This is a genomic window from Synechococcus sp. RedBA-s (genome assembly GCF_024345495.1).
Lineage (GTDB): Bacteria > Cyanobacteriota > Cyanobacteriia > PCC-6307 > Cyanobiaceae > Regnicoccus_A.
Genome location: NZ_JAGQBF010000020.1, coordinates 16,311 through 33,703 on the forward strand (window position 1 = coordinate 16,311; position 17,393 = coordinate 33,703).

The 17,393-nt window shown below is 66.6% G+C and carries 19 protein-coding genes; 11 read left to right on the top strand and 8 right to left on the bottom strand.

Annotated features, from left to right (window positions below):
* Window positions 1–100: 100 nt before the first annotated feature.
* Window positions 101–514: a rhodanese-like domain-containing protein gene (locus tag KBY67_RS09600; protein WP_315855573.1), complete on the bottom strand. Its 414-nt coding sequence runs from the start codon at window positions 512–514 to the stop codon at window positions 101–103.
* A 33-nt stretch (window positions 515–547) separates the two neighbouring features.
* Between KBY67_RS09600 and KBY67_RS09605 the strand changes: the two genes are divergently transcribed.
* The 10 genes from KBY67_RS09605 to KBY67_RS09650 all read left to right on the top strand — a co-directional run bounded on the left by KBY67_RS09605 (window position 548) and on the right by KBY67_RS09650 (window position 8,728).
* The gene (locus KBY67_RS09605; protein WP_255110806.1) at window positions 548–2,194 is read left to right on the top strand and encodes a DUF3352 domain-containing protein; all 1,647 of its coding nucleotides are present in this window, start codon (window positions 548–550) and stop codon (window positions 2,192–2,194) included.
* Window positions 2,195–2,196: 2 nt separating this feature from the next.
* Window positions 2,197–2,727 carry a histidine phosphatase family protein gene (locus tag KBY67_RS09610; protein WP_255110807.1) on the top strand — a complete coding sequence of 177 codons (531 nt, stop codon included), beginning with the start codon at window positions 2,197–2,199 and terminating at the stop codon, window positions 2,725–2,727.
* 67 nt (window positions 2,728–2,794) lie between these two features.
* The gene (locus KBY67_RS09615; RefSeq protein WP_255110808.1) at window positions 2,795–3,985 is read left to right on the top strand and encodes a citrate synthase; all 1,191 of its coding nucleotides are present in this window, start codon (window positions 2,795–2,797) and stop codon (window positions 3,983–3,985) included.
* 93 nt (window positions 3,986–4,078) lie between these two features.
* Window positions 4,079–5,197, top strand: a complete 1,119-nt coding sequence (gene nuoH, locus KBY67_RS09620) for an NADH-quinone oxidoreductase subunit NuoH (protein WP_255110846.1) — start codon at window positions 4,079–4,081, stop codon at window positions 5,195–5,197.
* Window positions 5,198–5,308: 111 nt separating this feature from the next.
* Window positions 5,309–5,920 carry an NAD(P)H-quinone oxidoreductase subunit I gene (gene ndhI, locus KBY67_RS09625; protein WP_255110809.1) on the top strand — a complete coding sequence of 204 codons (612 nt, stop codon included), beginning with the start codon at window positions 5,309–5,311 and terminating at the stop codon, window positions 5,918–5,920.
* Window positions 5,920–6,546, top strand: a complete 627-nt coding sequence (locus KBY67_RS09630) for an NADH-quinone oxidoreductase subunit J (RefSeq protein ID WP_255110810.1) — start codon at window positions 5,920–5,922, stop codon at window positions 6,544–6,546. The genes ndhI and KBY67_RS09630 overlap by 1 nt, the downstream gene beginning before the upstream one ends.
* A 2-nt stretch (window positions 6,547–6,548) precedes the next feature.
* Window positions 6,549–6,875 (top strand): NADH-quinone oxidoreductase subunit NuoK, encoded by a 327-nt coding sequence (gene nuoK, locus KBY67_RS09635; RefSeq protein ID WP_255110811.1) that lies wholly within the window; start codon window positions 6,549–6,551, stop codon window positions 6,873–6,875.
* 54 nt (window positions 6,876–6,929) lie between these two features.
* On the top strand, window positions 6,930–7,889 hold the full coding sequence (locus KBY67_RS09640) for an NAD(+) kinase (RefSeq protein WP_255110812.1): 960 nt from the start codon (window positions 6,930–6,932) through the stop codon (window positions 7,887–7,889).
* Between the two features lie 63 nt (window positions 7,890–7,952).
* Window positions 7,953–8,501, top strand: a complete 549-nt coding sequence (locus KBY67_RS09645) for a CYTH domain-containing protein (protein ID WP_255110813.1) — start codon at window positions 7,953–7,955, stop codon at window positions 8,499–8,501.
* A 47-nt stretch (window positions 8,502–8,548) separates the two neighbouring features.
* Window positions 8,549–8,728: a hypothetical protein gene (locus KBY67_RS09650; RefSeq protein WP_255110814.1), complete on the top strand. Its 180-nt coding sequence runs from the start codon at window positions 8,549–8,551 to the stop codon at window positions 8,726–8,728.
* Here KBY67_RS09650 and KBY67_RS09655 read toward each other — a convergent pair.
* Window positions 8,719–8,988 carry a LuxR C-terminal-related transcriptional regulator gene (locus tag KBY67_RS09655; RefSeq protein ID WP_255110815.1) on the bottom strand — a complete coding sequence of 90 codons (270 nt, stop codon included), beginning with the start codon at window positions 8,986–8,988 and terminating at the stop codon, window positions 8,719–8,721. The genes KBY67_RS09650 and KBY67_RS09655 overlap by 10 nt on opposite strands.
* Window positions 8,989–9,066: 78 nt before the next feature.
* Here KBY67_RS09655 and KBY67_RS09660 point away from each other — a divergent pair, with 78 nt between their 5' ends.
* On the top strand, window positions 9,067–9,987 hold the full coding sequence (locus KBY67_RS09660) for a methylenetetrahydrofolate reductase (protein WP_255110816.1): 921 nt from the start codon (window positions 9,067–9,069) through the stop codon (window positions 9,985–9,987).
* Here KBY67_RS09660 and KBY67_RS09665 read toward each other — a convergent pair.
* The 6 genes from KBY67_RS09665 to KBY67_RS09690 all read right to left on the bottom strand — a co-directional run bounded on the left by KBY67_RS09665 (window position 9,968) and on the right by KBY67_RS09690 (window position 17,281).
* On the bottom strand, window positions 9,968–11,152 hold the full coding sequence (locus KBY67_RS09665) for an NDP-sugar synthase (RefSeq protein WP_255110817.1): 1,185 nt from the start codon (window positions 11,150–11,152) through the stop codon (window positions 9,968–9,970). The genes KBY67_RS09660 and KBY67_RS09665 overlap by 20 nt on opposite strands.
* A 49-nt stretch (window positions 11,153–11,201) precedes the next feature.
* A complete protein-coding gene (locus tag KBY67_RS09670; RefSeq protein WP_255110818.1) occupies window positions 11,202–12,083 on the bottom strand; it encodes a segregation/condensation protein A in 882 nt (293 codons plus the stop codon).
* 63 nt (window positions 12,084–12,146) lie between these two features.
* Entirely contained in the window at window positions 12,147–12,521 is a 375-nt protein-coding gene (locus KBY67_RS09675) for a LapA family protein (RefSeq protein ID WP_255110819.1), read from the bottom strand.
* Between the two features lie 147 nt (window positions 12,522–12,668).
* Window positions 12,669–14,270, bottom strand: a complete 1,602-nt coding sequence (locus KBY67_RS09680; RefSeq protein WP_399214254.1) for an NAD(P)H-quinone oxidoreductase subunit 4 — start codon at window positions 14,268–14,270, stop codon at window positions 12,669–12,671.
* 182 nt (window positions 14,271–14,452) lie between these two features.
* A complete protein-coding gene (locus tag KBY67_RS09685; protein ID WP_255110820.1) occupies window positions 14,453–16,474 on the bottom strand; it encodes an NAD(P)H-quinone oxidoreductase subunit 5 in 2,022 nt (673 codons plus the stop codon).
* A gap of 105 nt (window positions 16,475–16,579) precedes the next feature.
* Window positions 16,580–17,281: an NnrU family protein gene (locus tag KBY67_RS09690; protein ID WP_255110848.1), complete on the bottom strand. Its 702-nt coding sequence runs from the start codon at window positions 17,279–17,281 to the stop codon at window positions 16,580–16,582.
* Window positions 17,282–17,393 lie beyond the last annotated feature (112 nt).

Consider the following 17,393-nt stretch of genomic DNA (forward strand, 5'->3'; position numbering starts at 1 on the left):
TGCGCATCGGCGGACGGTCAGGAGTTGATGGTACGGAGAAAGTCGCCACTGCAGCCAGTCCGCGGCCCTCACGCGGCAATCCAGCAGCGCTGATCGGGCTTCAGTAACGCGGCACCGAGGGATCCGCCTCCACGCTCCAGGCGTCGATGCCCCCCTGCAGGTTGAGTACGTCGTCGTAGCCCTGGGCCTCCATCAACCAGCAGGCGAACTGCCAGCTGCGGATTCCGGCATGGCAGAGCACCACTACGGTCCGGTCGCGACCGATCAGGCTCTCGATGCGCTCCACCCACTCGGCTGAGCGGCTGAGCGGCAGATGCAGCACGGGCTCCTGCAGCGAGGCCATCTCCAGCTCAGCCGGCTCGCGCACGTCCACCAGCAGCAGCGGTTCGCCGGCCTGCAGCCGTTGCTGGAGTTCGTTGGCGCGGATCGCCCGGGGGGTCGGGGTGGTCATGGCATCGATGGTGACGGGATCGGCTGCGCACTGGGCCCTGGGGCTGTCAGCCGGCATGGCCATGGATGAAGATGACAGAACCCCTGAGTGCGGCGCATGAAGGTTCGCCCCTTCCTGGCTGCTGTGCTGACGGCAGCACTGCTTCTGCTCTCCCTGGGGGGAGGCTTCTGGTGGCTGGCTCTGCGCCAGAGTCCCATGCGCCTGGAGCGGCAGCCGTTGCACCTGCCCCTGGCTGCCCGTTTCGTGCCGCGCAGCGCGCTGCTCAGTCTTCACCTGCTGGTGGAACCCGACGACCTGGTGGCCTACGCCAGGGCCGTGGCACCTCCGCGCCAACGTCGGGATGCGGCCGAGCTGATGCTGAACCTGCGCGATGGCGCCTTCGCTACGGCCGGCCTCGACTACTCCAGCGAACTGGCCGGCTGGCTGGGTCCAGACACCAGCCTGGCGGTGATCGCCCCTGAGGGGAGTGGGGGGGCAACGGGTTGGCTGCTGGCGCTGGGTTGCCGCGAACCGGAGGGCGCCCGCCGCTTCCTGCAGCGCTTCTGGCAGTCCCGCAGCCTGGCGGGCACCGCCCTGCAGATCAGCAGTTACCGGGGCATGGGGCTGATCAGCGGCCGCGGCGCCCTGGTGGGTGAGTCGAGCCAGCCCCTGGCCACGGCCCTGATCGACGACCAGCTGGTGCTGATCGCCTCCGGCCGCGGGGTGCTGGAGCAGGCCCTTGATGTGTCTCAGATCGAGGAACTCAACCAGGCGGGGCAGGCCTCGCTCCAGGCCGCCGTGGACCGGCTGGAGCGGGGTGTGGTCCTGCTCACCGCCCGCCCGCAGGCCTTCAGCGACTGGCTCGATCTTCCTCCAGCCTTGGCGGGGGTTGAGGGGATCGGTGAACTGGTGGCGGCCCTGGTGCCTGACGGCCGCAGCCTGCAGCTGCAGGCGCTGCTGCCCGTTCGTCAGGCCTTGTCGCCGCTCCAGCTGGATCCGCTCCCCGACCTGCTCGGCCAGCTCAGCGGGCCGGTGGCGAGCCTGGCTCTGCTCCAGGATCCGGCCTCCCTGCTGGCGGATCCTGCTGATCAGGCCGATCCGGCCAGCGCTGATCTCTGGACGGCCCTGGTGGGGCCGCTGTTGCGACAGAGCCTCGCTCAGCTCGATGGGCCGCTGCCGTCGCTGGTGGCGGCCGCCGACCACGGCCCTTTGCTGGGGCTGCGCCGCAAGGACGACTGGCTGCTCGCCACCGCCGCCTCGGCCCTTGGCAGCGAGGACCTCAGCCCCGCCCTGGCCCAGCAGGGCTACAGCCCAGCGCCCCTGGCCCGCTCGGGCCAGACCCTGCAGGTCTGGAGCCGCCTGGAAGCCCGCCCCGGCAAAGGTGATCCCGACCGGTTGCAGGCCACCTTGGCCGGTGTCCGCTTCGACCAGGGCGACACCTCCTGGTGGGGCGAGGGACTGGCGGCGCTCGACGACCAGCTGCAGGATCGCCAGGCCCCCCGGCAGCGGATCGAGCAACTGCAGACCCTGGGCCGCCGGGACGCTCCCCTACAGGCGGCCTTCGCCGCCGTGCCCTCCCGGGGCCTGCTGGCCCCCTGGCATCCCTGGCAACTGGTCTCCAGCCTGGTGGGCCGTCCGCTGGTGGATGGGGTGGAGGGTCTGGCCTTCAGCCTGGCGATCCAGCCACCCCTGCTGGAGGAGGCGCCGCCACCGTTGGGCCCGTCGTCCCTGCTGGCCCTGCGGGCCCGCCTGGAGCTGGGTTGACCATGGCCAGGCGTTCCCTGCTGCTGCTGCGCCATGGCCTCGCCGAGGAGCGCCAGGCGCCTGGCCCCGGTGCGCGGCCCGACGGTGAGCGCCCCCTGACGGAGCGAGGCAGGCAGCGGACGACCGCGGTGGTGCGGCGGCTCAAGCAGCTGGAGTTGGCCTGCGATCAGCTGCTGTGCAGTCCGCTGCTGCGGGCGCTGCAGACCGCCCAGATCGCCCGCGAGCAGGGCCTCTGCGCTGCCTTGGCGATCGCGACGGGACTGAGCCCCGATGCCGACCCGCTGCCGCTGCTGGAGCAATGGCTGGCCCCAGATGGCCCCCTGGCCGCCGGTGGCCGCCTGGGGCTGGTGGGCCATGAGCCCGACCTCAGCGTCCTGGCCGCCCGCCTCTGCGGCGCCCCCCCAGGCGCTCTGCGCCTGAAGAAGGCCGGAGTGGCCCTGCTGGAGTGGCCAGTCACCGCTGGTGGCTCCCCTCTGCCGCTGGTGGGCCGCGGCTGTTTGCGCCTGCTGATCAGCCCCGCTTGCCTCATCTGAGCACTGGTCTGCAGGGCTACGGCAGGGGGCGGAGCCTCGACCTAGCTTCGGGTCCAAAGCAGGGACGATGCCAATGGTGGTGGATGCAAACCGGGTCGCGGCCGATGCGGCACCCGTCTTCCGTCCCGGGCTGGAGGGTGTGCCGGCGACCCAGTCGGCCATCTGCGACATCGATGGCCTCAAGGGTCTGCTCACCTACCGCGGCTATCCCCTGGAGGAACTGGCGGCCTACAGCACCTTCCTGGAAACCACCCATCTGCTGATCTGGGGTGAGCTGCCCACCACTGAGCACCTGCGGGCCTTCGAGCACAACGTGCAGATGCACCGGCGGGTGAGCTTCCGCATCCGCGACATGATGAAGTGCTTCCCGGCCGACGGGCACCCCATGGACGCGCTGCAGTCGAGCGCGGCTTCCCTTGGCCTGTTCTATTCCCGCCGGGCCCTGGATGATCCCGCTTACATCGAGGCGGCGGTGGTCCGTCTGATCGCCAAGATTCCCACGATGGTGGCTGCCTACCAGCTGATCCGCCTGGGCCAGGATCCGATTCAGCCCCGCGACGATCTCTCCTATTCCGCCAACTTCCTCTACATGCTCACCGAGCGGGAGCCCGACCCGCTGGCGGCCAGGATCTTCGATGCCTGCCTGATCCTGCACGCCGAGCACAGCCTCAACGCCAGCACCTTCAGCGCCCGGGTCACCGCCAGCACCCTCACCGACCCCTACGCCGTGGTGGCCTCGGCGGTGGGCACCCTGGCCGGCCCGCTCCATGGTGGTGCCAACGAAGACGTGCTGGCCATGCTCGAGCAGATCGGCAGCGAAGACCGGGCGGAAGCCTGGCTGGATCGGGCCATTGCCGAGAAACAGAAGATCATGGGCTTCGGCCACCGGGAATACAAGGTCAAGGACCCCCGGGCCGTGATTCTCCAGGGGCTGGCCGAGCAGCTGTTCGATCGCTTCGGTCACGACGCCATGTACGACGTGGCCCGGCGGGTGGAGGAGGTGGCCTCCGAGCGGCTGGGGCCCAAGGGCATCTATCCCAACGTCGATTTTTATTCCGGGCTGGTGTACCGCAAGCTGGGCATCCCCAGGGACCTGTTCACGCCGATCTTCGCCATCGCCCGGGTGGCGGGCTGGCTGGCCCACTGGAAGGAGCAGCTGGGAGCCAACCGCATTTACCGGCCCACGCAGATCTATACCGGTGCGGCCCGGAGGACTTGGTTGCCTCAGGATGCCCGCAACGCCCTGCCAGGCGTTTAAGTTGCCCCCATCTCAGCTCAACGCGGAGTTGTCACGGTGTTGATCGACCCGGCACCAGTTCCCTTGTCCACCGCTGGCTCAGCCCTGGCAGTGGTGGGCCCCGGCCTGGACCTGCAATCCAGTTTCACCAGTGCGATGGAGGGCTTCGGCCTGAGCCAGGGCACGGCCCATCTGCTCTGGCTGCCCCTGCCGATGCTGCTGGTGCTGGTGGCCGCCGTCATCGGCGTGCTGGTCAACGTCTGGCTGGAACGCAAGATTTCGGCTGCCGTGCAGCAGCGGATCGGCCCTGAATACGCTGGCGCCCTGGGGGTGCTGCAGCCGATGGCCGATGGCCTCAAGCTGCTGTTCAAGGAAGACGTCATCCCCCGTCGCGCCGACGGCCTGCTGTTCACCCTCGGCCCGGTGCTGGTGCTGGTGCCGGTGATCCTCTCCTGGCTGGTGGTGCCGTTCGGCCAGAACCTGCTGATCAGCGATGTGGGCATCGGCGTGTTCCTCTGGATCGCCCTGAGCAGCATCCAGCCGATCGGGCTGCTGATGAGCGGCTACGCCAGCAACAACAAATATTCCCTTCTGGGCGGCCTGAGGGCTGCGGCCCAGTCGATCAGCTACGAAATCCCCCTGGCCCTGGCGGTGCTGGCGGTGGTGATGATGAGCAACTCGCTCAGCACCGTCGACATCGTCAACCAGCAGAGCGGCGCCGGCATCCTCAGCTGGAACATCTGGCGCCAGCCGGTGGGCTTCCTGATCTTCTGGATCTGCGCCCTGGCCGAATGCGAACGCCTCCCCTTCGACCTCCCCGAGGCTGAAGAAGAGCTGGTGGCCGGCTACCAGACCGAATACGCCGGCATGAAGTTCGCCCTGTTTTATCTGGGCAGCTACATCAACCTTGTGCTCTCGGCCCTGCTGGTGGCGGTCCTTTATCTCGGCGGCTGGGGCTTCCCCATCCCCGTGGAGTGGCTGGCCGGCGCCATCGGTCAGTCGGTGGATGCTCCGCTGGTGCAGTTGATCACCGGTTCCCTCGGCATCGTCATGACGGTGCTCAAGGCCTATCTGCTGGTGTTCATCGCCATCCTGTTGCGCTGGACGCTGCCTCGGGTGCGCATCGACCAACTGCTGGATCTGGGCTGGAAGTTCCTGCTGCCGATCGCCCTGGTCAACCTGCTGGTCACCGCCGGCCTGAAGCTGGCCTTTCCGGCCTTTTTCGGCGGATAAGCAGCCAGCCCGTCATCATGGGCCCAGTGCTCAGACCCAGGTCCAGCGTCGGTTCCAGCTCCAGCTCCAGCTTTTCAGCCCCTGTCTTCGTTCCTCTCCGACTCCCCCGCCATGTTCGGATTCCTGCAAAAGGTCGGTGACTACACCAAGGACGCCGTCGGCGCGGCCAACTACATCACCCAGGGCCTCTCGGTCACGTTTGATCACCTGCGCCGCCGGCCGATCACCGTTCAATACCCCTACGAGAAGCTGATCCCCTCGGAGCGCTACCGCGGCAGGATCCACTACGAGTTCGATAAGTGCATCTCCTGCGAGGTCTGCGTGCGGGTGTGCCCAATCAACCTGCCTGTGGTTGATTGGGTGATGAACAAGGAGACCAAGAAGAAGGAGCTGAAGAATTACTCGATTGATTTCGGGGTATGCATCTTCTGTGGCAACTGCGTGGAGTATTGCCCCACCAACTGCCTCTCCATGACTGAGGAGTACGAGCTGGCGGCCTTTGATCGCCACAGCCTCAACTACGACAACGTCGCCCTTGGCCGCCTGCCCACCAGCGTCACCAGTGATCCGGCGGTGGTGCCCCTGCGCGAGCTGGCCTATCTGCCCAAGGGTGAGATGGACCCCCACGGGGTGGACCCCACCAGAGCCAGGGCCGGCAAACTGCCCGAGCAAGTGCAGGCTGAGATGGCGGCCGCAGCGGCCCAGACTGCGGAGAAAGCCTGATGACGATCGCGTCCGTCACCCAGCTCATCTGCTTCGTTGTCCTCTCCCTCACCCTGGTTGTGGGCTCATTGGGGGTGGTGCTGCTGCCCAACATCGTTTACTCCGCCTTCCTGCTTGCTGGGGTATTCCTCTCGGTGGCAGGTTTATACCTGATGCTGAATGCCAGCTTTGTCGCCGCGGCCCAGGTGCTTGTGTACGTGGGCGCCGTGAACGTGCTGATCCTGTTCGCGATCATGCTCGTGAACAAGAAAGAGGAGATGGCCGAGATTCCTGGTCTGCTGCTGCGGCGGGTGCTCTCCGGCGCCGTCTGCCTGGGCCTTTTCCTGCTGATCCTGCGGGTTGATCTCACCACCCCCTGGGCGGTGCCTGGCCCCGCCCCGCTAGCCGACGACTCTGCCCTCTTGATTGGCATCCACCTCTTCAGCGACTATCTGCTGCCCTTCGAGCTGGCCTCTGTGCTTCTGCTGATGGCCATGATCGGAGCGATTGTGCTCGCCCGCCGCGACGTGTTCAGCAGCGATGTGATCACCGGTGAAGCGGCTGATCAGGGACTTCTGGAGAAGGAGCGCACCCCCCTGCTGCTGGAGAGCACCGCCGGCGAGACCACCCTGCTGGAAAAAGTCTGACCATGCCTGCAACCTCCTTTGATATTCCGCTCCAGGCCTACCTGGTCCTCGCGGCCCTCCTCTTCTGCACCGGTGTCTGGGGCCTGATCAACAGCCGCAACGCCGTGAGGGTGCTGATGTGCATCGAGCTGATGCTCAATGCCGTCAACATCAACTTGATGGCCTTCTCCAGCTACATCGATGGCCAGCAGATCCGCGGTCAGGTGTTCACCATCTTCGTGATCACCGTGGCGGCCGCCGAAGCGGCCGTGGGCCTGGCGATCCTGCTCTCCCTCTACCGCAACCGCGAAACCGTCGACATGGAGCGCTTCAACCTGTTGCGCTGGTGAGAACCGCCCCCGCACCAGCGCCGGAGTGGCGATTCGGGGTTCACGCCTGATCCTATGCAGCTCCAGCGGGTCTGGCTGATCGTTCGCTCCGGCAGCCAGGCGGCCCAGCGCCAGGCCAGGCGTTGCTGCGAAGACCTGCGCTCTCAGGGGGTTGAGGTGACTGTGGCCAGCAGCGGAGCCAGCTCCAATCCCTTTCCGGGCCTGCTGGCCACCGAGCCCTGCCTGCCCGACCTCACCGTGGTGCTGGGTGGTGACGGCACCGTGCTGGGGGCGGCCCGCCACCTCGGCCCCCTGGATGTGCCGATCCTGAGTTTCAACGTCGGCGGACACCTGGGTTTCCTCACCCACGAGCGCAAGCTGCTGGTGCTCAGCACCAGCAACCTGGAGGACAACCTCTGGCAGCGTCTGCGCGACGATCGCTTTGCCCTCGAGCGGCGCATGATGCTGGAGGCCTTCGTGGATCGCGGCGATGGGGTGCCGGAAGGCGAGGAGCCGGAAGACCCCGCCACCGGCGGCCCCGCCCGGCTGCACCGGGCACTCAATGACTTCTATTTCCGCCCCTTCCTCGATGAGCTCTCACCCACCTGCGTCCTGGAGCTGGAGATCGACGGCGAAGTGGTGGATCAGTTCCGCGGTGATGGCCTGATCATCGCCACCTCCACTGGCTCCACCGGTTATGCCATGGCGGCAGGTGGTCCGATCCTCCATCCCGGCATCGATGCGATCGTGGTCAATCCGATCTGCCCGATGAGCCTCTCCAGCCGGCCGGTGGTGGTGCCGCCGCGCTCGCAGCTGGCGATCTGGCCCCTGGGAGAGCCCAGCCGGCGGGTGAAGCTCTGGAAGGACGGTGCCCATGCCACGGTGCTGGAGCCGGGCGATCGCTGTGTGGTGCAGCGCTCCAGCCACTGCGCCCTGATGGTGGTGCTGCAGCAGAGCCCCTCCTATTACCGCACCCTCAGCCATAAGTTGCACTGGGCCGGCGACCTCACCGCTTCAGAACCCTCCGCCAACTGAGCACAGCAGCAGCGCAGCTGGCCCTGGCGCCAGGATGGCCGGGCCTGAGTGGGGATTGCATCGGTGGCTCTTGAGATCGAGCGCCGCTTCCTGGTGGTGGGGACCGGCTGGAGAGAGCACATCCTCTGGCAACAGCAGCTGCGCCAGGGCTATCTGCAGGGCTCGGCCGATGGGGTCACCGTGCGGGTACGCCTGGCGGAGGAGCGAAGCGAAGTGGTGCGGGAGGCCAGGGCCTGGCTGACCCTCAAGGCCAGGGTCACCGCTATCACCCGGGCGGAGTTTGAGTATGAGATTCCCGTCGCTGATGCCAGGGAGCTGCTGGATCTAGCGGCGGCCAGCCTGAGCAAGGAGCGCTATGGCCTTGACCTGCCCGGTGGCGACTGGGTGCTGGACGTGTTCGAGGCGGAGAACGCCCCCCTGGTGGTGGCGGAGGTGGAGCTGGAGCGGGAGGACCAGGCGCTGATACTGCCGGCCTGGTGCCAGCTGGAGATCACTGGGCGCGGGGAGCTCAGTAATGCGGCCCTGGCGCGGCGGCCCTGGGGCCGTTGGCCGCAAGGGGAGCGGCAGGATCTGTGGGCGGAGGGCCTTTGTAACGACAGCGACATCCACTAGGATTTCGTTAAGGATTTCTCCTTATTCCCCTTGCCCCAGATCAGCTCGTGATCGGCCTCTACGACCACCAGGGTGTGCTGCGCTTTGCCGGCCGCGACAGTGAGGATTGCCTCGACTATGCCGATCTTTTCGGCCTCGGCCCCGATGGCTATAGCCTCCAGTCGCTCACGGCCAGTGTTGAGGCGCCCCAGCTACAGCGCGCGTTCTCGGCTGGGGCTCAGTCCTGAGGGCTGGGCAAGTGGCAGCAGTTGAACCCATCACGGCAGATCTTGCCGTTGTCCATCGCCCAGTTCAGGAGGGCCACGCGGTTCTTGGCGCCTGTCTTGGTGAAGATGTTGCTGACGTGGTTGTCGACGGTGCGCTTGCTGATCATCAGCTCCAAGGCGATTTCCTGATTGGTCAGGCCAGTAGCAACCCGCTCGATGATTTCAAGCTCGCGTTCCGAAAGACTGGAGCGCAGCTGGATGAGATGGTCTCGATCGGACATCCAGATTCCAGGCCTCCACTGTCCCACTGTAAGCAGTGGCCGCTGGCGCATGATGGGGCCTGAGCGATCTTCTGCCCTTTGCTTCTGCGCCAGGCCCTGGAGAGCGGTCAGTTCGCCATCACCGCTGAAGTGACCCCTCCGCGGGGAGGTGATCCCAGTCGCACCCTGGCGGTGGCCGCCCAGCTGCGCGGTCTGGTCCATGCCGTCAATGTCACCGACGGCAGCAGGGCCGTGATGCGCATGAGCAGCCTCGCCCTCTGCCGCCTGCTGCTCGATGGCGGGCTGGAGCCCGTGCTGCAGCTGGCCTGCCGCGACCGTAACCGGATCGCCCTCCAGGCCGAGCTGCTCGGTGCCCATGCCCTCGGCATTCGCAATGTGCTCTGCCTCACCGGGGATCCGGTGGGCGCTGGTGATCAGCCCGGCGCCCGGCCCGTCAATGAGCTGGAGGCGGTGCGTCTGCTGCAGTTGCTGGGTCGTCTCAACGCGGGTCTCGATCCGGTGGAGGGCCTGCTGCCGGACGGTCCCACGGCCCTGTTCCCCGGGGCTGCGGCCGATCCCCAGTCGGGCAGCTGGAGTGGCCTGCGGGCCCGGGTGGCGCGCAAACAGGCGGCCGGTGCCCGCTTCCTGCAGACCCAGATGGTGATGAACACGGAAGCCCTGCGTCGCTTCTGCGCTGAGATCAGTGAACCCCTCGGCCTGCCGGTGCTGGCGGGGGTATTCCTGCTCAAGTCGGCGCGCAACGCCGCTTTCATCAACCGCGTGGTGCCGGGGGCTTCGATCCCCCAGTCGATCATCGACCGGCTTGCAGCCTCGGCAGATCCGGCGGCCGAGGGGGTGGCCATCGCCGCCGAGCAGGTGCGCTCCTACAGCGGCATTGCCCAGGGGGTTCACCTGATGGCGGTCAAGGCGGAGGAGCGCATCCCCCAGATCCTGGCCGAGGCGGGTGTTTCAGCCCTTGCTGGATCGCTGCTGACGGAAGTCAGCTCCCGCCCACGCTGAGGGCGAGATCGGTGCCGAGCAGATCAGCCATCGCCTTCTGCTGGGGCGAGGGCTGGCCCACGTCCTGGCGGCGCACGTCGGTGATCAGCCAGTCGAGGGACGCTTCCTGCAGGTCGAAGTGATCGCCGTTGCGATCGACGCAGTAGCGGCCGAACACCAGCTTCTCCACCAGGCGCACACCGGCACCGATGCGGGAGTAGTCGAAGATGATCGAGTTATCGATCGTGGCGCCCTCACAGATGTGGCAGCTAGGTCCGATCATCGCCGGTCCCACGATCGTCACCCCCGGATCGATGCGGGTCATTCCGCCCACGTAAATGGGACCGGTCACGTTGATCTTGTCCCAGTCGGCGGCCACGTTCAGGCCGGTGAAAATCCCCGGCCGCACTTCCCGACCCGGCACCTGCACCTGACGCACCTTGCCCTCGAGCACGCTGCGGATCGCCTGCCAGTAATCGGGCACCTTACCGATGTCCACCCACTCGAAATCCATCGGCAGGGCGTAGAAGGGGGCCTTGGCTGTCACCAGCCGTGGGAAGAGGTCGGCACCGATGTCAAAGGGGATGCCGGCGGGAATGTGCTCGAGAACCTCCGGCTCGAAGATGTAGATGCCGGTGTTGATCATGTCGCTGGCGGCCTCTTCCAGGGAGGGCTTCTCCTGGAAGCTCAGCACCCGGTTGTCCTGATCGGTGACCACCACGCCGTAGCTGCTCACCTGATCCCTGGGCACCCGCTTGGTGACCAGGGAGGCCATCGCCCCCTTCTCCTTGTGGCGGCGCACAGCCTCGGTGAGGTCGAGATCGATCAGAGCATCGCCGCAGAGCACCACGAAGGTGTCGTCGAAGAAGGGTTGAAAGGTCTGGATCTTCTTGAGACCGCCGGCGGAGCCCAGGGCGGCACCAATGAGTTCACCGTCTTCAATGCGACCTTCAAAGCTGTAGGCGATCTCGACACCGAAGCGCTGCCCATCTCTGAAATAATTCTCGATTTCCGCAGCCAGGTGTGAAACATTGACCATGACTTCGGTGAACCCGTGCTGACGCAGCAGCTCCAGCAGAAACTCCATCACGGGTTTCTGCAGAATCGGGATCATCGGCTTGGGAATCGTGTGGGTGATGGGCTGCACCCTGGTTCCCTTGCCGGCCGCGAGAATCATGGCCTTCATGGGCACCTGTCCGCTTGTGATCAGATTCAATGCAGTTTAATGAAGGACTTCATGCTGCTCGAGCTTCCCGAGCCGGAGACGGAGCTGGCCCCAGTCCCTGCGGCAGGGCAGAGGGCAGCCTGGTCACCCCCTCCTCCAGGCAGCCCCTGAGGAAGAGGGGCCCGAAGAGATCGCCACCCTGTTGCAGGTCGACCTTGCCCTGGGAGCAGAGGAAGAGCAGCGCCCAGAACACGCCCACCCGGTCCTGGTCCAGATCCGCCGGGGCGGCCTCGGCCCAGGCCTCCACCAGCAGCTCGAAGTCCACCCAGTCGCTGGCGGCCTGCCACTCCAGCAGGAAATGGCTGAGGGCGGCGGTGGTTTCCGGCAGTTTCTCGCGGTGGGCCAGGGCCGCCACCTGCTCGATCGCCGCCCGTTCGCTGTAGCGGCGTCCGCGCTGGCGGGTTCGTCCGCTCACGTCCCCCTGCTCCAGCCGCTCGGAGATGTCCTCCAGCTGGCGGATCAGCTCCCCCAGGGTCACCGGACGCTGCAGAGGAGGAGGTGCCACGGCGCGCCTCAGCAGGTGCCGCTCCGGCCGCCGCGGCAGCTGAAACGACAGCAATTCAAAGGATTCAGCGTCGTCGTCACCGAAGGGGAAGGCTTCCAGTTCCGTTTCCGGCTCCGGCGGCAGGGTCTGCTGCTCGAGGATCTCAGCCTTGAGGCTCACCAGCACGGAGGCCGCCAGGAAGGCCTCGCTGGTGACGGCCAGATCGCTCTCGAAGCTGCCGCCCTCACCAGGCCTGCTCACCAGCCTGGGGGCACCGATGCGCTGGCGCAGCTGGTCGAGGAAGCCATCGACCACGGCAATCACATCCACGTCCCAGGGGTCGATCTCGCCGCGCTCGGCGGCATCCTGCAGCAGGCGAATCGCCAGCCTGGCGCCGGCTTCAGCCAAGACCCTTCCCCATCTGAGCGAAACGTACCCCGCCTGGGGTGCTGTGGCCAGCAGGGCCTGGTCTCAGGCTTCGTTGGAGGCGGGCTCAGGGCTCGGGGCTGAACTCTGGCCGGCGGCCGGCAGCAGGCTCAGCTGGGCATCCACCGTGGCCCGGTAGCGCTGAACGTCGGCTTCCAGCTCCTGGATCCGCACCTGCTGGGCCACCAGCTCGCCCTGCTCCTGCAGCTCCTCCACCTTCTTGACAACGCCCGTCCAGACGGCGAACACCCAGGCGGCGGTGGCGCCGAGACCTCCCACCACCAGCATCATCGCGGCCAGGGGCAGGGTGGCGCTCACCCCGGGCAGGAAGTGCACTGTGGTGGCTGTGGTGTTTTCCAGGGTGAACATCACCGTGGCCAGACCAAAGCTGAAGATCAGCACGAAGTTCAGCTGACGCATGGTTCGAAACGCTTGGGGCGAGGCGAAAGAAAGGGTGAAGGCTGGAGCCCGGATGGCCCCGGTGGGCCCGACTGGCTGGGAGCGTAGGCATCCCCCCAGGACAGGGGGATGGGAGGGAGCGATCCGCAGAGTTTCGTAACTCCCCCGTTACCCCCCTGCTGAGGGCAGCAGGGGGGCCACCAGCAGGTGCTGCTGGGCTTCCCCTCCAGGGTTGAGCAGGGCCAGGGGAAGATTCTGGCGGATCAGCCCCTGGCGGCCGGCTGGAATCATCCGGGCCATGGAGGCCTCCTCACGCTGCACCAGGGCTTCGATCGACGCGCGGTAGCTGTCGGTCATCAGGCGGGGGTAGAGGCCGATGCCGATGATCGGCACCAGCAGGCAGGAAATCACGTAGATCTCCCGCGGTTCGGCATCCACCAGCTTGGAGTGGGAGACCAATTCGCTGTTCTCCTTGCCGAAGAAGATCTCTCGCAGCATCGAGAGCAGGTAGATGGGAGTCAGGATCACCCCCACCGCCGCCAGGGAGGCCATGACGATGCGGAAGCTGAGCGAATAGGCCTCACTGGTGACGAAGCCGACGAACACCATCAGTTCGGAAACGAAGCCGCTCATCCCAGGCAGGGCCAGCGAGGCCAGGGAGCAGACGGTCCAGAGGGCGAACATCTTGCGCATTTTCTGGCCCACCCCGCCCATTTCATCGAGTTGAAGGGTGTGGGTGCGGTCGTAGGTGGCTCCCACCAGGAAGAACAGGCTGGCGCCGATCAGGCCGTGGCTGACCATCTGCAGCATGGCGCCGCTGGTGCCGAGGGCACTGAAGCTGCCGATGCCGATCAGCACAAAGCCCATGTGGCTGATGGAGCTGTAGGCGATTTTGCGCTTGAGGTTGCGCTGGGCGAAGGAGGTGAGCGCCGCGTAGATGATGTTCACCACCCCCAGAACCACCAGCAGGGGGGCGAATTGGGCGTGGGCGTCGGGCAGCAGCTGCACGTTGAAGCGCAGCAGCGCATAGCCCCCCATCTTCAGCAGGATGCCGGCCAGCAGCATGTGCACCGGTGCCGTGGCTTCGCCGTGGGCATCGGGCAGCCAGGTGTGCAAGGGCACAATCGGCAATTTCACGCCGAAGGCGATCAACAGGCCGGCGTAGGCCAGCAGCTCGAAGCGGGTGCCGAACTCCTTAGCCGCCAGGGCTGTGTACTCAAAGCTGGGGGGGCCACCACCCTGGAAGCCCATCGCCAGAGCAGCCAGCAGGATGAACACCGAGCCGCCGGCCGTGTAGAGGATGAACTTGGTGGCGGCGTACTGGCGCTTTTTGGCGCCCCAGATCGCCAGCAGCAGGTACACCGGCAGCAGCTCCAGCTCCCAGGAGAGGAAGAACAGGAGCATGTCCTGCACGGCGAAGACGGCGATCTGGCCGCCGTCCATGGCCAGGATCAGGAAATAGAACAGGCGAGGTTTGAAGGTGACCGGCCAGGCCGCCAGCACCGCCAGGGCGGTGATGAAGCTGGTGAGCAGGATCAGGGGCATCGAGAGCCCATCGGCGCCCACCGACCAGGCCAGGCCCAGCTTGGGCACCCACTCCACCCGCTCGATCAGCTGAAGTCCGGCCACGGAGGGGTCGTAGCCGTTGAGGTAGGCGCCGGCGGTCACCAGGAAGGTGACCAGAGCAACACCAAGGGCGTACCAGCGGATCGTCTTGCCGTCGCCTGGATCCGGGATGAAGGGGATCAGCAGGGCCGCGGCGATCGGCATCAGGATCGAAACGCTCAGCCAGGGGAAGGCGGTGGCGGGGGCGTCGCCCAAGGCCGCAAGGGCGCCCGTGGCAACGGCAGGATCGAGCGGCACGGAGGCAGGGATCAGGTCTGGGCGGAGTGTAGAAATACCTGCCGCTCAGCCCGCCCCCAGATAAGGGATGACACACACAGTGCCCGGGCTCAGAAGCTGCTGAACAGCACCACCAGGGCGATGACGCCACCGAACACGATCAGGGCATAGAACTGGGCCCGGCCGGTTTCGAAGTACTTGAGACCTTCGCCGCTGCCCAGCGTCAGCAGGCCGGTGAGGTTCACCACCCCATCCACCACCTTGGCGTCCACCTCAAGCACCTGACGGGCCAGCTTGCGACTGCCGCGGACAAACAGCTTGTCGTTGAGGTCGTCGAGATACCACTTGTTGGCCAGGAAGGCGTTGAGGCTGGGGAAGCGGGCGGCCACCAGGGTGGCCAGATCCAGCTTGTGCAGCGAGTAGGCCAGCACCGCAATGGTGATGCCGGTGATCGAGACCGCCACCGAAGCCGCCGCCAGGGGTAGGAATTCAGCCCATGAGAAATGCTCCGCCATCTCAGCGGCCACCTCGGGATTCAGCAGACCGGCGAAGCGGCTGTGCCAGGGGGTGCCCAGCAGGCCGATCAGCGCCGACGGCACCGCCAGCACCGCCAGGGGGAGAGTCATCTGCCAGCCGGATTCATGGGGGTGGCTGGCGTGCTGGCCATGGCCGGCTCCCTCGCCTTCCACCGCGGCCCCAGGGGCCGCCTTGCCGGCCTCTTGGAGCAGCTGGGCCCGAACGGCTGCGTCGTTGCCGCGGAATTCGCCCTCGAAGGTGAGGAAGTAGAGCCGGAACATGTAGAAGGCCGTCATGCCGGCGGTGAGGAAGCCCACCACCCAGAGCAGTGGATAGGTGTTGAAGGCCTGGCCAAGGATCTCGTCCTTGCTCCAGAAGCCCGCCAGGGGCGGAATGCCGCTGATGGCCACACAGCCGATCAGGAAGGTGATCGATGTCACCGGCATGAACTTGCGTAGGCCTCCCATCAGGCGCATGTCCTGGGCCAGCACCGGCTCATGGCCCACCACCTCCTCCATGGCATGGATCACCGAGCCGGAGCCCAGGAACAGCATCGCCTTGAAGAAGGCATGGGTGACCAGGTGGAACATGCCGGCCACCGGGGCTCCGCAGCCCATGGCCAGCATCATGTAACCCAGCTGACTGACTGTGCTGTAGGCCAGCCCCTTCTTCAGGTCCATCTGGGTGAGGGCGATCGAGGCCCCCAGGAAGCAGGTGATCGTGCCCACCACGGCGATCACCAGCTGCACCTGTGGAAAGGGTGCGTAGACCGGTTGCAGCCGCGCCACCAGGAAGACGCCGGCGGCCACCATCGTGGCGGCATGGATCAGGGCGGAGATGGGGGTGGGACCCTCCATGGCGTCGGGCAGCCACACGTGCAGGGGGAACTGGGCCGACTTGGCCATCGGTCCCATGAACACCAGCAGGCAGAGCAGCACCGCCGCACCGTTGGAGAGGCTGCCGCTGGCCACGGCCTCGGAGAGGCGCGCGCCGATCTCCTCGAAGCCGAAGGCACCGGTGGCCCAGAAGAGCCCGAGGATGCCCAGCAGCAGGCCGAAGTCGCCGACCCGGTTCACCACGAAGGCCTTCTGGGCGGCGTTGGCGGCTCCGTCACGGTCGTACCAGAAGCCCACCAGCAGGTAGGAGCACATGCCCACCAGCTCCCAGAAGACATAGATCTCCAGAAGGTTCGGGCTGATCACCAGGCCCAGCATTGAGCTGCTGAACAGGGCCAGATAGGTGAAAAAGCGCACATAGCCCTTGTCGTGGGCCATGTAGCCATCGGAATACACCATCACCAGCAGGGCGATGGTGGTGACCAGCGACAGCATCACGGCGCCGAGGGCATCCACTCGGAAGCCCATCTGCAGATTGAAGCTGCCGGCGCTGGCCCAGTCGAAGAGCACTTCGGTGGTGGGTGCCCCCGCTAGCTGCTCTGCCAGCACGGCGAAACTGAGCACCGCAGCCGCCCCGACGCAGCTCAGCAGCAGCAGGGCCACCGGCTTACGCAGCCGGTTGACGGTTCGATTGAAGCTGATCAGGCCGAGGCCGGTGATGGCCGCCCCCGCCAGGGGCAACACGGGGATCAACCAGGCAAGTTCGGCAGCCGACGTCATCCAGCTCAGGGTGCGGGCCACCGGAGTGTAAGCAGCTTGCCCCGTTGGCTTCGGGCTGTGTGTTGGACCGCGATCAGGGGGCCAGCGCTGCTGTCAGGGGCCACCTCAGCCCAGCAGCCGACCCAGCGGTCCCCCCAGAAACGCCCCGGCCGCCAGGCCCAGGAAGCGGTGGCTCCACCAGAGCAGAGCGATGGCGATGACGATTCCCAACTGGGAGGGCCGCAGGACTTCTGCCCAGACCAGCTGCTGGCGGCCGTCGAGCACGGCGCGGAAAGGAATCACTGAGGTGCTGGCGCGCAGCTCCTCGAAGGCCTCCCCGAAACGAGCCCGCAGCCGCCGGTCGCCATGCCAGACCGCGAACAGGTGGTGGCCGATCAGCCCAACGCAGGTGACCACCATGAAACTGCTGCCGATCCAGAGCAGGTGGGTGGCGCACCAGAGCACCTGTCCCACCGCCTGGGGATGGCGGCTGATGCGGATGATCCCGGTGGCATAGAGGCGCACCTGCGGCTTCAGTACTGCCGGGATCTCCAGCAGGTTGTAGGTGGCCGGGTAGAGAAAGAAAAAGCTGATGGCCGTGCCCACCCAGACCAGCGGGATCAGTCCTGGGGTGCCCTGGAGGTTCCACAGCCGCACCCCCTCGTAGCGGTGGGCGATGAAATAGCCCACCACCACCACGGCCGACGGGATGCTCACCGCGGCGAACAGCAGGCGCCACAGCCGGGGCCCCAGGAGCTGTTCCGCCCGCACCCGCAGGGCCGCACCACCGCTGTGGACCAGGGCGAAGGCCAGCAGCAGGGCGAGCATCACCAGGCTGGAGTGGTGCTCCGGCGGCACGACCTCGAGGCCGGCGCCAGGGCCGGCGGCGAGAGCGGCGGTGAGCAGGGCGAAGCAGGGCGGGGACAGAGCCAAGAAGCCG

What these genes read in the sequence shown, in the direction of transcription:
- KBY67_RS09600 (WP_315855573.1), bottom strand. Translation starts at nt 514, where the DNA reads ATGGCCATGCCGGCTGACAGCCCCAGGGCCCAGTGCGCAGCCGATCCC.
- KBY67_RS09605 (WP_255110806.1), top strand. Translation starts at nt 548, where the DNA reads ATGAAGGTTCGCCCCTTCCTGGCTGCTGTGCTGACGGCAGCACTGCTT.
- KBY67_RS09610 (WP_255110807.1), top strand. Translation starts at nt 2,197, where the DNA reads ATGGCCAGGCGTTCCCTGCTGCTGCTGCGCCATGGCCTCGCCGAGGAG.
- KBY67_RS09615 (WP_255110808.1), top strand. Translation starts at nt 2,795, where the DNA reads ATGCCAATGGTGGTGGATGCAAACCGGGTCGCGGCCGATGCGGCACCC.
- ndhI (WP_255110809.1), top strand. Translation starts at nt 5,309, where the DNA reads ATGTTCGGATTCCTGCAAAAGGTCGGTGACTACACCAAGGACGCCGTC.
- KBY67_RS09630 (WP_255110810.1), top strand. Translation starts at nt 5,920, where the DNA reads ATGACGATCGCGTCCGTCACCCAGCTCATCTGCTTCGTTGTCCTCTCC.
- nuoK (WP_255110811.1), top strand. Translation starts at nt 6,549, where the DNA reads ATGCCTGCAACCTCCTTTGATATTCCGCTCCAGGCCTACCTGGTCCTC.
- KBY67_RS09640 (WP_255110812.1), top strand. Translation starts at nt 6,930, where the DNA reads ATGCAGCTCCAGCGGGTCTGGCTGATCGTTCGCTCCGGCAGCCAGGCG.
- KBY67_RS09655 (WP_255110815.1), bottom strand. Translation starts at nt 8,988, where the DNA reads ATGTCCGATCGAGACCATCTCATCCAGCTGCGCTCCAGTCTTTCGGAA.
- KBY67_RS09665 (WP_255110817.1), bottom strand. Translation starts at nt 11,152, where the DNA reads ATGAAGGCCATGATTCTCGCGGCCGGCAAGGGAACCAGGGTGCAGCCC.
- KBY67_RS09675 (WP_255110819.1), bottom strand. Translation starts at nt 12,521, where the DNA reads ATGCGTCAGCTGAACTTCGTGCTGATCTTCAGCTTTGGTCTGGCCACG.
- KBY67_RS09680 (WP_399214254.1), bottom strand. Translation starts at nt 14,270, where the DNA reads ATGCCGATCGCCGCGGCCCTGCTGATCCCCTTCATCCCGGATCCAGGC.
- KBY67_RS09685 (WP_255110820.1), bottom strand. Translation starts at nt 16,474, where the DNA reads ATGACGTCGGCTGCCGAACTTGCCTGGTTGATCCCCGTGTTGCCCCTG.
- KBY67_RS09690 (WP_255110848.1), bottom strand. Translation starts at nt 17,281, where the DNA reads ATGCTCGCCCTGCTGCTGGCCTTCGCCCTGGTCCACAGCGGTGGTGCG.